This window comes from Gordonia sp. NPDC003950 (assembly GCF_053605205.1).
Genome location: NZ_JBSGIT010000006.1, coordinates 15,145 through 27,905 on the forward strand (window position 1 = coordinate 15,145; position 12,761 = coordinate 27,905).

Genomic DNA, 12,761 nt, shown 5'->3' on the forward strand with positions numbered 1-12,761 from the left:
TGCTGTTTTCACGGCGCGAGACGTGGAAGCGATGACGAAGTGATGATGACCAAGTGATGATGACCAAGTACCTCAGGCTCGGCCTGATGATGATGGGCGCCGCGTTGGCGTTCGGCTCGCTGACGGCGTGTTCGGATGATTCGACCGCGAGTGCCCCGATCACCAGCAACCCGGTCACCACCACCTCGCTGTACTCGGCGTCGTCCAGTGCGCCCTCGTCGTCGGCCGCCGCCGACTCCTCGTCCCCCGATTCGGCGACATCGACTACCGCTGGTTCGAGTCTGCCCGCCACGGCACCGCGTACCACCGCGGCGGCGTCGGGTTCGTTCGTCGCACCGTCGGGTCAGGCCCTCGATCCCAAGGCCAAGCGGTATCTGCAGGCCCTGCGCGATCAGAACGTCACCCTGCTCGGCGACGAGGACAACGGCGTCGCGTTGAGCGTCGCGATCTGGGTGTGTGAGGCCCAACGCAAGAACACCGATCCGGTGACCACCAAGGGGTATGTGGTGGCGCTGGTGGCGCCCGGCACCAACAGCACGCAGGAGGCCAACGCCAAGGCCGACAAGGTGATCAAGGCCGCCGAGGATTACTACTGTTGAGCGCGGGATCACCGCTTCTGAGCGGACACCCTGACCGGTGAACGCCGCCCGCCGATCTCGCCGTGCCCGATCGCGCCCGGCCCGCCGACGCATCCTGCCGCTGATGCTCGCAGCGGTCGCCCTGCTCGCGATCATCGCCATCGTTCTCGTCGTGCTGTGGGTGCAGGGTCTGCGTGGCGGTGCGCCGCAACCGCCGGGCACCTCGACCACGCCGTCGACGCCGTCCACCCGCCCCGAGGCGCAGTCTGCCGACTGTCCGGACGTGTTGACCCTGGTGGTGCCGGGTACCTGGGAGTCGGCCGCCGATGACGACCCGGACAACCCCACGGCCAATCCGCGATCGTTGATGCTGCGCGTCTCCTCGGCGCTCAAGGAGCAGTTCCCCGAATCGCGGACCGAGGTGTACACGGTTCCCTACGTGGCGCAGTTCCGTAACCCGACCAACCTCAACGACCACCAGGCCGACTACAACGACTCGCGGACCCAGGGCTACAAGCGGGCCGCGGGCAAGATCATCAGCACGCACGAGCGTTGCCCGCTGACCCGTTACGTGATCATGGGCTTCTCACAGGGTGCGGTGATCTCCGGTGATCTCGCCTCGGCGATCGGAAACGGGCGGGGCGGGGTGCTACCCGCCGAGGATGCCGATCTCGTCCTCGGCGTCGGATTGATCGCCGACGGTCGTCGGCAACCCGGCGATCAGCGCGACATCACCCCGAGCCCGCCGGGCGTCGGAGCCGAGATCTCGCTGAGTGGAATGGGTACGCTCGTACCGGGAATCACGATGACCGGACCACGCACCGGCGGATTCGGCAGCGTTCGCGACAAGGTCGTATCCATCTGTGCGCCAGGCGATCTCATATGTGACGCGCCCACCGTCACCAATCCGCTGGGCGCGGTCAACCAGTTGCTCGGCGCATTGAACAACCCGGTGCACGCCCTCTACGCGACACCGCGGTACTGGTCCCACGACGGCGCCACCGCCACCCAGTGGATGCTCGGCTGGTCGCAGAACCTGATCGACGCGGCGCCCCGCCCGGCCCACAACTGACGGGCGCAACAAGCGCCGCCTACGAGCCCGTGTGTGCGCCGCGCCGCGATGCAGGAGGAAGAGCGAGGAGCGTAGCGACGATGCGATGACGACGACGAGCGGTGCAGGTGGGCGCACGCACGCGCGATTCGCGGAGCGATCGCAACCAAGCACCGTTTGGTGAGCTCACGGGCCTGCATTAACGTTGTGGGCTGGTTCGGCGATGTCCCCCAAAGTGGGGGAGATCCTCCGCCGGAACATCGACGACGCCGGGCAGGTACCGCCGGGCACGAGGAGAGACGCGTATGACCCAGGTCGAGCCCGCCGGGCCGGGCCAGAGCACTGTGCGCAAGTTCCGGTTCGGCGCGGGTGGCGAGGGCAACAAGGACGAGGGCGGCGCCCGTAAGTTCGTCAAACTCGCGCAAACCGCCGAAGAGTACGGATACGACACGTTCGCGGTACCGGATCACCTCGGTAATCAGGTCGGACCGCTGGCCGCGCTGGGTGCACTCAGTCAGGCCACCAGCCGTATCCGCCTCGCCACCTCGGTGCTGGCCAACGGCTTCCGCAATCCGGCGATCCTGGCCAAGGAGGCCAACACGATCGACGTGCTGAGCAAGGGACGCCTCGAACTCGGCATCGGCGCAGGCTGGATGAAAGAGGAATTCGACAAGGCGGGTATCCCGTTCGAATCGCCCGGCGTACGCATCCGGCGTCTCGACGAGTCGCTGACCATCCTCGACAAGCTGATGCGCGGCGAGACCGTGGACTTCGACGGCGAGTTCTATCAGATCAAGGGACTCGAGGGCACGCCGCGGCCCCGGCAGGGACCGCGCCCGCCGATCGCCGTCGGCGGTGGCGGCCCCAAGATGCTCGCGCTGGCAGCCAAGCACGCCGACATCATCTCGGTGGCGCCGGGCACCACACCCGACGGCAAGATGAAGCTCTCCGACATGACGATCGAGAAGACCGCCGAGCGCGTGGACCGCATCCGTGCGGCGGCCGGCGACCGATTCGACGACATCGAGATCAATTGGACCATCGCGGTCATCGTCATCACCGACGATCGGCAGGCCACCGCCGAGATGGCTCTCAAGGCGCTTGATCAGGGGTATCCGCCGAACATCGCCCGCGACGCCGAGTTCACCGTCGACGATGTGCTGAGCTCGCCGTACATCGCGATCGGCTCCTTCGAGGAGATCGCCGATCAGATCCGCGAGATCCGGCGCCGGACGTCGATGTCGTACGTCGGGGTGTTCCCGACCCAGATGGACGCGTTCGCGCCGGTGATCTCGCTCCTCAAGGGAGAGTAATGTGTGACCTCGGTCTGGCGGCGCACCCGGACACCGGATATGCGTGAACCCGGTGGTGTCCGCCCAGGTGAGGGGCCTGCAGTCACGTGATCGGGCTGCAGGATCACAAAAAGCGGACATGACGATCACGCGAAGCGAAACCGAAGACGCGACTGCACTACCGTGAGGCGGTAGTCGCGAGATGAGTACCGATGCGAACACCGATGCCCGAGCAGTCGAGCGTCATCGTTGTTCGTGGGCGCCGCGGGGTGTGCCACGAGAAAGGTACGCACTCACCTGCCCGGCAGGGGAGTGACGTGGGGGCCACAGGAGTAGATGGATGCTGAACACTGAATTCGACCAGTTCCTCGACGAGAACGGTCAGCTGCACTTCACCGAGGACGCGACGCTCGTCGACTATGTCGAGCGCAACGTCCGCGACGCGGCCGACACCCTCGCGTACCGATTCATCGATTACAGCCGTGAACGTGACGGTGAGCGTCAGGACCTCACCTGGGCACAGTTCGGCAAGCGACTGCGCGCGGTGGCCGCCCGACTCCAGCAGGTCACCAAGCACGGGGACCGGGTCGCCATTCTCGCCCCGCAGTCGTTGGAGTACGTCATCGGCTTCTTCGCCGCGCTCTACGCCAGCAACGTCGCCGTACCCCTGTTCAGCCCCGATGAGCCCGGCCACACCGACCGCCTGACCGCGGTCCTCGCCGACTGCGAACCGACCGCCATCCTCACCTCCACCAAATCCGCCGAGGCGGTCCGCAACTTCTTCGCCGACCGCCCCGCCAAGGAACGTCCTCGTGTCATCGCCGTCGACGCGGTCCCCGACTCCGTCGGCTCCGGCTGGGTCGCCCCCGTCGCCGGCAAGGACCACAACAAGGACACCGTCGCCTACCTGCAGTACACCTCCGGCTCCACCCGCGTACCGGCCGGCGTGGAGATCACCTACCAGGCCGTCGCCGCCAACGTTCTGCAGATCTACGACTGCATCGAGATCGACCGCAACGCCCGCGGCGTCACCTGGCTGCCGATGTTCCACGACATGGGACTGCTGACGGTGATCCTGCCCGCGCTCGGCGGAAAATACATCACGATCATGAGCCCGCAGGCCTTCGTGCGCCGCCCCGGCCGCTGGATCCGTGAACTCGCCGCCGACGACGACAACGCCCCCACCTACGCCGCCGCACCGAACTTCGCCTACGAGCACGCCGCCGCACGCGGACTGCCCAAGCCCGGCGAGACCCTCGACCTGTCCAACGTGATCGGACTCATCAACGGTTCCGAGCCGGTCACGGTCAGCTCGATGAAGAAGTTCAACGACGCCTTCGGTCCCTACGGCCTGCCGAAGACCGCGATCAAACCCTGCTACGGCATGGCCGAGGCCACCCTGTTCGTCTCCGCCACTCAGCGCGACAACGAGGCCAAGATCATCTACGTCGACCGCGACGAACTCAGCGCCGGACGAATGAAGATCATCGACTCCGACGCCCCCAGTGCCGTCGCACAGGTGTCCTGCGGCCAGGTCGCCCTGAGCCAGTGGGCCGCCATCGTCGACGCCGCCGACTACGACGAGACCGGCACCGCCACCGAGAAGGCCGACGGCCAGGTCGGCGAGATCTGGCTGCACGGACTCAATATCGGCGCCGGCTACTGGAACAAGCCCACCGAATCCCAGCGAACCTTCCACAACACGATCGACGTGCCGCTGCCCCAGGGCAGCCACACCGACGGGGCACCCGAGGGCGCCGAATGGATGCGCACCGGCGACTACGGCGTCTGGTTCGAAGGTGAGCTCTACATCACCGGCCGCGTCAAGGACCTCGTCATCGTCGACGGCCGCAACCACTACCCGCAGGACATCGAGTTCAGCGCCCAAGAGGCCAGCACCGCGCTGCGCCCCGGTTTCGTCGCCGCCTTCGCGGTCCCGGCCAACCAACTGCCCGCCGTCGTCTTCGAACAGTCGACCAGCGGTCTGAGCTTCGACCCCGACGACGCCTCCGAACAACTCGTCATCGTCGCCGAGCGCGGACCGGGCAAGAAGACCGACCCGCAGGAGATCGCCGACACCGTCCGCGCCGCCATCGCACAGCGCCACGGCGTCATGGCCCGCGACATCCTCCTCGTGCCCGCCGGCTCCATCCCCCGCACCTCCAGCGGCAAGATCGCCCGGCGCGCCACCAAGGCCGCCTACATCGACGGCAGCCTGCGGGGTGGGTACAAGCAAACAGCTTTCCCGGATGCGGGCGCTTAGCGGCGTGCTGACTGGCGCCGCTTCCGGCGGCGCGGGTGTTTGCGCCCTTGAGCACCGCTCGTCGTCGAAGACGACGCCGCGAAGATGTGGCGTCCGCTCCGCGTCCGCGAGTGTTCGGGCCCGGAGGCGCCACTCAACCCGACGGCTTCGCTCCTCGCTCTTCCTCCTGCATCGCGGCGCGGCCCGAACACCTGGTGGTAGCGGTGCGCCACTCCATTTCCGCAGGGCCGGTCCAGTACCGGCCCACTGATGAGTATTTTGGGTACTGATGTCTGAACTGCATAACGACGCCAACACTGGGTCCGACGACACCGTCAACGAGGGTGCCGCGGCTCCCGCTTCCCCCGACGGCGAGACCGCCGGTGGCCTGACCGTCGGCGAACTGCGCGACTGGCTGCGGAACTGGGTGTCGGAGGCGACCGGTGTCCCCGCCGACCAGATCAACGACGACCGGCCGATGGAAGAGCTCGGCCTGTCCTCACGCGATGCGGTGGCCCTGGCCGCCGACGTCGAGGACAAGACCGGCGTCATCCTCACCGCGACCGTCGCCTACAACCATCCGACCATCGCGATGCTGGCCAAACGCATCATCGAGGGCGATCCCGACGAGGATGTCGACGTCGACGCCGACCGCTTCTGGGAACGCGACCGCGACGACGCCGACGACATCGCCATCGTGGGCCTGTCGACACGATTCCCGAAGGCCGGCGACACCCCAGACTCGACGTGGGACGCACTGATCACCGGCCGTGACGGCATCTCGGACCTGCCCGAGGACCGGTGGACGGAATTCCGTTCCGATCCGCAGATGGCCGAGGTGCTCGCCAAGCGCAACCTGCGCGGCGGCTACCTCGACGACGTGAAGTCCTTCGACGCCGACTTCTTCCAGATGAGTCCGCGTGAGGTCGAGATGGTCGACCCGCAGCAGCGTCTCGCGATGGAACTGACCTGGGAGGCGCTCGAGCACGCCCACATCCCGGCCAGCGATCTCAAGGGCGGGCAGGTCGGCGTCTTCGTCGGCACCTCCACCAACGACTATCAGCTGATGGCCGCCCTCGGCCTCGGCGAGGGTTCCGACGAGACCGCCGCCTACGCCCTGACCGGCACCGCGACCTCGATCATCGCCAACCGCGTCTCCTACTTCTTCGACTTCCACGGCCCGTCGGTGGCCATCGACACCGCGTGCTCCTCGTCGCTGGTCGCCGTGCATCAGGCCGTCCGAAGCCTGCGCTCCGGCGAATCCGACGTCGCGCTGGCCGGTGGCGTCAACATGATCCTCACCCCCGCCGCGACCGTCGGCTTCGACACCATCGGCGCGGTCGCCAAGGACGGTCACATCAAGGCCTTCTCCTCTGACGCCGACGGCATGGTGCGTTCCGAGGGTGGCGGCATGTTCGTCCTCAAACGCCTCGCCGACGCCCGCCGCGACGGTGATCAGGTGCTGGCCGTCGTGTCCGGTTCCGCGGTCAACTCCGACGGCCGCTCCAACGGCATCTTCGCCCCCAATCCCGAAGCGCAGGTGGAGGTGCTGCGATCGGCCTACGTCGACGCCGCGCTCGACCCGCGTCAGGTCGACTACATCGAGGCCCACGGCACCGGCACCATCCTCGGTGACCCCATCGAGGCCGACGCCCTCGGCCGCGTGGTCGGCCGTGGCCGCGTGGTCGGTGCGCCCGCTCTGCTCGGGTCGGCCAAGACCAACTTCGGTCACATGGAATCGGCGGCCGGTGCCGGCGCACTGGCCAAGGTGGTGCTGTCGTTGCAGCACAACACGATTCCCGCATCCCTCAACTACGCGGGCCCCAACCCGTACATCCAGTTCGAGGCGACCGGACTCAAGGTGACCCCCGAGGTCACCGAATGGCCGCGGTACTCCGGGCACGCCATCGCCGGCGTCTCCGGCTTCGGATTCGGTGGCACCAATGCGCATGTCATCGTGCGTGAGGTGCTGCCGGGTGATCTGACCCGCGGCGACGTCGACATCCCCGCGCTCGACGCGGCGGCCGCCGAGACCCCCGTGGCCGACGACGATGACGACGACGAATTCCTCACCGAGGCCGAGCGTGCGGTCCTCGCCGCGCAAAACCCGGCCGCCGAGGCGCCTGCCGCCGTCGCCGAATCCGATCCCGCCGAGGGGTTCGCACCGGCCGCGGCCGAGGGCTCGGTGGTGCCGCTGGTGATCTCGGCATTCCTGCCGTCGCGTCGCCGCAAGGCCGCCGCCGACCTCCTGTCATGGCTGGAATCCGATGCGGGACAGGCGACTCCGCTCGCCGACATCGGCCGCGCGCTGGCACACCGCAACCACGGGCGGTCCCGTGCGGTGGTGATGGCCCGCAGCCACGACGACGCGATCAAGGGTGTTCGCGCGGTCGCCGAGGGCAAGGCCAATCCGACTGTGTATTCGGTGGATTCACCGGATGCGGCGTCGGCGGTCTGGTTGCTCTCCGGTTTCGGATCGCAGCATCGCAAGATGGCCAAGCAGCTCTACACCGAGAATCCGGTGTTCGCCAAGTATGCTGACCGGGTCGACGCCTTCGTGCAGCAGGAACTCGGCTACTCGATCGTCGAGATGTTCCTCGACGACGCACAGACCTACGGCATCGAGACCAGCCAGGTCGGCATCTACACCATCCAGGTGGCCCTGGCCGACACGCTGCGTCACTTCGGCGCCGAACCCGGTGTGCTGGTGCCCCATTCGATGGGTGAGGCATCCGCCGCCTACATCAGCGGCGGACTGTCGCTGGCGGACGCCACCCGCGTCATCTGCCAGCGTTCGCGCCTGATGGGTGAGGGTGAGTCGATGCTCCAGGGCGACGACATCCGCCTGATGGCGCTGGTCGAGTACTCCGCCGACGACATCACCGGTGTGCTCACCGACTACCCGGATCTGGAGATCTGTGTGTACGCGGCACCGACGCATACCGTCATCGGCGGGCCGGAATCGCAGGTCGACGCGATCGTCGCGCGCGCCGAGGCCGAGGGCAAGCTGGGTCGCAAACTCCAGACCAAGGGCGCCAGCCACACCTCGCAGATGGACCCGCTGCTCGGCGAATTGTCCTACGAGCTCACCGGAATCGAGCCGCTACGGCCCACCGTCGGCTTCTACAGTTCGGTGGATCGGGAGACCTTCTACCGACCCGGGCATGAGCCGGTGCACACCATCGACTACTTCCTCAAGGGCCTACGCCACAGCGTGTGGTTCTCCCAGGCCATCTCGAAGTCGGTGGAGAACGGGCACCGCACCTTCCTGGAACTCTCACCCAACCCGACCGTCCTCATCTCCGTTGCCGCGGTGACCTTCTCGTCGGGTCTGCACGACGCGGAACTGATCGAGACGTTGCGCCGCAAGGAGGACGAGAGCTACGGGCTCATCAACGCCTTGATGAAGCTCTACGTGCACGGACATCCGGTGAACGTCGGATCACTGTTCGGCGCAGGCGATTTCGCCGACATCCCGCGAACCCGCTTCGAGCGCAAGGAATACTGGCTCTCCGCCTCGCTGTCGTCGGGTTCGGGTGTCGGCAAGGTTCCCGGCGCCCACGTGGCGCTGCCGGACGGTCGGCATGCCTGGGAGGTCAACGCCGCCGCCGTCACCGACCCGCGTGAGCTGGTGCGGGCGGCGGCCGCTCAGGTCCTCTCCGGCGCCACGGTCGGTGCGGCCCTCGCCCATGGCGAGCTGCCGTCGGCGGGCACCCTGACGACGACGCTGAGCCCGCACCCGGGTGGCGCGTCGGTGACGGTGCATGCCCGGGACGACAAGAACACGGCCGACAAGAACTTCCGGCTGCTCTTCGAGGCCGCGGTGACCGGCGACCTCGCCGACGGCGCTCCGAATTCCGTTGACGGCACCCAGAATCTCGTTGACGCCGCCCAGAATGTCACTGGCGGCGCTCCGGCGAAGGTCGATCCGGACAAGATCGGTTATACCGACACCTCGGTGGTCGTCGAGGACGAGGTGATCGACGACATCGGCAACCGCTGGGACCCGGCATCGGGCGAGTCGGTGGAGGATCGGCTCGCGATCATCGTCGGTGAGTCGATGGGGTATGACCCCGAAGACCTGCCGCGCGAGATCCCGCTCATCGAACTCGGGCTGGATTCGCTGATGGCGGTGCGCATCAAGAACCGCGTCGAGTTCGAGTTCGACATCCCGCAACTGCAGCTGCAGGCGATGCGTCAGGCCAACCTCGCCGACGTCACCAAGTTCGTCGAGTACGCGGTCGCCCACCGTGACGAACTCGACTCGCTGGCCGAGAATGCCGGCGGCGGAGGCGAACTCGACACCGCCGCGCTCAACGCCTACATCGACGAGCAAAACGCCAAGCGTGCCGCCGCCCCCACTGCAGCACCTTCCCCCGCGGCTGAACCCCCCGCCGTGGAGGCCACAGCTTCCCCTTCGGCTGAACCCCCCGCCGTGGAGGCCACACCTTCCCCTGCCCCCGACCTCACCGATCAGAAGGCCGTGGCCGACGCCGCGGGCTCCGACGTCCCGCCGCGTGACGCGGCCGAGCGTCTGACCTTCGGGGTGTACGCGGTGATCACCAAGCGGTCCGCGGGCGGCATCTTCAACAAGCTGCCGGTGCTGGAAGAGGAAGTGGCACAAGCACTCACCGACAAGCTCAACGAGCGCACCGGTGGCGATATCGACGTCGAGGACATCCTCGACTCGGAGACGATCGAGGAGATGTCGAACTACGTTCGCGAGTTCCTCGACGCCGCCGCCGACACCGACGGCTTCATCCGATACCTGCGGCTGACGCCGGCGGGCAAGAAAAGCTACGACCCGAGCGCCGGAGATCCGGTGCCGGCGTTGCTGTTCCATCCCGCCGGCGGCAACACCTCGGCGTATGAGGCGCTGCTGAAGCGGCTGCCCGACGATCAGCCGGTGATCGGTTTCGACCGCGTCGAGGGCAGCATCGAAGAGCGTGTGCGCCAATACATGCCACGCCTGCGCGAGGTGCAGCCGCACGGCCCGTACGTGCTGATCGGCTGGTCCCTCGGCGGTGCTCTCGCCTACGGCTGCGCGCAGGTGCTCGCCGAGGAGGGTGAGGACGTCGCGTTCGTCGGCCTGATCGACGTCGTCCGGCCGCGCCACGACGTGGCGGAGACCTCGGACACCAAACGTCAACGGCTGGAACGATGGAAGGAGTTCGCGATCCGCAACTACGATCTCGACGCCGACATCCCGATCCCGATGGATCGGCTGGTCGAGGCCGACGACGAGGGGCAGTTCGCGATCATCATGGAGATGATGTCGATGTCGGGCACCAAGATCCCCGGCGGGATCATCGAGCATCAGCGCACCTCGTTCATCGACAATCGTGCGCTCACCAACATCCGGCCGACCCGCTACGACGGCAAGGTGGTGCTCTACCGCGCCGACCGGATGCACGACGGCGCCATCGAACTCGAGCCGCAATGGGCCGAGATCGACGAGGACGGCCGCTGGGGTGAGGTCGTCGACGATCTGGAGATCATCCACATCGGTGGCGATCACCTCTCGATCGTCGACGAACCGTTCATCGGCAAGATCGGTGCCGACCTGACCCGCCGCCTGAGCGACGTTCCGGCGCCCAGCACCCACTGACAACGGCTAGGAGTAGACCGTGGAGACGACCGCAGCGAAACTCGCCGACCTTCGGGCCAAGCTCGAACTGGCGAAGGAACCGGCCGGCGAGAAGGCGATCGCCAAGCGAGCCAAGAAGGGGATTTTCTCTCCCCGTGAGCGTTTGGCGATGCTGTTCGACCCTGGGACCTTCGTCGAGATCGGTGCGCTGGCCAAGATGCCGGGTGCGGCGGAGACCGGTTACGGCGACGGCGTCGTCACCGGCCACGGCTTGGTCCACGGCCGTCCGGTCGCCGCGTTCTCCCACGATCAGTCCGTCCTCGGCGGCACCGTCGGTGAGATGTTCGGCCGCAAGGTCGCCGCGCTGATGGAGTGGGCCGGGCGGATCGGCTGCCCCATGGTCGGCATCAACGACTCGGCCGGTGCGCGCATCCAGGACGCGGTGACGTCACTGGCCTGGTACGCGGAGATGGGCCGGCGTAACGATCTGCTGTCCGGTCTGGCGCCGCAGATCTCGGTGATCCTCGGCAAGTGCGCGGGCGGTGCCGTGTACACCCCGGCCAACACCGACATCCTGGTGGCCGTCGAGGACAAGTCCTACATGTTCGTCACCGGGCCGGACATCATCAAACAGACCACCGGAGAAGAGATCTCGGCCGAGGACCTCGGCAGTGCGCACAATCAGGCGCGGTGGGGCAACATCCACCACGTCGCCGCCGACGAGAAGGCCGCCTTCGAGTGGGTGCGGGACTACCTGCAGTACATGCCGTCGAGTTGCTACGAGCGCCCGCCGGTGATCAACCCGGGCCTCGAGCCGGAGATCACCGCCAGCGATCTCTCCCTCAATGAGTTCATGCCCGATTACGACAACGCGGGCTACGACATGCACGACGTCATCATCAAACTCTTCGACGACGGCGCCTTCCTCGAGGTCGGAGAGTTGTTCGCGCCCAACATCATCACCGGGTACGCCCGGGTGGACGGCCAGTCGGTGGGTGTGGTGGCCAACCAGCCGAGTGTGATGGCCGGGACCCTGGACACCGATTCGTCGGAGAAGGCCGCGCGATTCGTGCGGATCTGCAACGCCTTCGGGATCCCGCTGATCTTCCTCGTCGACACCCCCGGCATCCTGCCGGGCCTGGTGGAGGAGCAGAAGGCGACGATCCGGCGGTCCGGCCGATTCCTCTACGCCTACGTCGAGGCCGACGTCCCGAAGATCACCGTGGTCCTGCGCAAGGCCTACGGCGGCGCGTATGCGGTGATGGGATCCAAGCAACTCGGCGCCGACATCAACTTCGCGTGGCCGTCGGCGAAGATCGCGGTGATGGGTGCCGAGTCGGCCGCGGCGGTGCTGACCCGACGGCAGACCGAGGGGATGAGTGCGCACGACGCCGACAAGGTGCGCCGCGACTTCATCGACTTCTACAACACGATGATGGCCACGCCGTATCTGGCTGCCGAACGCGGTTACATCGACGCGGTCATCGAGCCCGCCGAGACCCGGCTGCAGTTGCGAAAGGCGTTGGCGCAGTTGCGTGACAAGCAGATGCTCCGCACCGACCGCAAGCACTTCCTGATGCCCATCTGATCGCCCGGGAGCGATCACCCCGGAGCGATCACCCCGGAGTGCTCACCGGACTCGCGCAGTCGAGTAGTTCGGCGGTGTCGACGATCTTGCGTCGCCAACGCTTCAGCGGCTTGCCGGCGTCGCGTTCGGCCTTGTCGATGTGCTTCCAGCCCTCGCCGGACACCCGTCGGTAATCGCTTTGCGCGAGCAGCTCATCGAGACCTGGGTGACATTCTTCGCGGTCTGGCCCATCGCGATATAGACGTCGGGCAGTTCGTTACGTCCGCAGGGATCGATCCACGGGCCGGCGACGACGAATGCGCCGCCTTCGCCTGCTTGGATCGCATGCATGGCCACCCGTGCCGCCTGCACGCTCGACGCGCAGTAGCGGGTGACCGTGGTGCCGGGTGAGTACTTTCTGACCACAGGCTGAGCATGGCCCGA

At 67.1% G+C, this 12,761-nt stretch carries 7 protein-coding genes; 6 read left to right on the top strand and 1 reads right to left on the bottom strand.

Features of this window, described 5'->3' with window-relative positions; genetic code table 11:
* The first annotated feature begins 56 nt into the window (after positions 1 to 56).
* The 6 genes from ACWETB_RS06650 (at position 57) to ACWETB_RS06675 (ending at position 12,338) form a co-directional block, all read left to right on the top strand.
* Positions 57 to 599 (top strand): DUF732 domain-containing protein, encoded by a 543-nt coding sequence (locus ACWETB_RS06650; RefSeq protein ID WP_348807288.1) that lies wholly within the window; start codon positions 57 to 59, stop codon positions 597 to 599.
* A 37-nt stretch (positions 600 to 636) separates the two neighbouring features.
* A complete protein-coding gene (locus ACWETB_RS06655) occupies positions 637 to 1,650 on the top strand; it encodes a cutinase family protein (RefSeq protein ID WP_425476277.1) in 1,014 nt (337 codons plus the stop codon).
* A gap of 284 nt (positions 1,651 to 1,934) precedes the next feature.
* Positions 1,935 to 2,942, top strand: a complete 1,008-nt coding sequence (locus tag ACWETB_RS06660; protein WP_348807286.1) for an LLM class F420-dependent oxidoreductase — start codon at positions 1,935 to 1,937, stop codon at positions 2,940 to 2,942.
* Positions 2,943 to 3,261: 319 nt separating this feature from the next.
* Positions 3,262 to 5,184 (top strand): long-chain-fatty-acid--AMP ligase FadD32, encoded by a 1,923-nt coding sequence (fadD32, locus tag ACWETB_RS06665; RefSeq protein ID WP_452210093.1) that lies wholly within the window; start codon positions 3,262 to 3,264, stop codon positions 5,182 to 5,184.
* A gap of 268 nt (positions 5,185 to 5,452) precedes the next feature.
* Complete coding sequence (gene pks13 / locus ACWETB_RS06670; protein ID WP_452210095.1) at positions 5,453 to 10,771, top strand: polyketide synthase Pks13; 5,319 nt, start codon at positions 5,453 to 5,455, stop codon at positions 10,769 to 10,771.
* A 19-nt stretch (positions 10,772 to 10,790) separates the two neighbouring features.
* A complete protein-coding gene (locus ACWETB_RS06675; RefSeq protein ID WP_452210097.1) occupies positions 10,791 to 12,338 on the top strand; it encodes an acyl-CoA carboxylase subunit beta in 1,548 nt (515 codons plus the stop codon).
* Positions 12,339 to 12,440: 102 nt separating this feature from the next.
* Here ACWETB_RS06675 and ACWETB_RS06680 read toward each other — a convergent pair whose 3' ends face one another.
* Complete coding sequence (locus ACWETB_RS06680) at positions 12,441 to 12,743, bottom strand: hypothetical protein (RefSeq protein WP_449742585.1); 303 nt, start codon at positions 12,741 to 12,743, stop codon at positions 12,441 to 12,443.
* Positions 12,744 to 12,761 lie beyond the last annotated feature (18 nt).

What these genes read in the sequence shown, in the direction of transcription:
- ACWETB_RS06650 (WP_348807288.1), top strand. Translation starts at nt 57, where the DNA reads ATGATGACCAAGTACCTCAGGCTCGGCCTGATGATGATGGGCGCCGCG.
- ACWETB_RS06660 (WP_348807286.1), top strand. Translation starts at nt 1,935, where the DNA reads ATGACCCAGGTCGAGCCCGCCGGGCCGGGCCAGAGCACTGTGCGCAAG.
- fadD32 (WP_452210093.1), top strand. Translation starts at nt 3,262, where the DNA reads ATGCTGAACACTGAATTCGACCAGTTCCTCGACGAGAACGGTCAGCTG.
- pks13 (WP_452210095.1), top strand. Translation starts at nt 5,453, where the DNA reads ATGTCTGAACTGCATAACGACGCCAACACTGGGTCCGACGACACCGTC.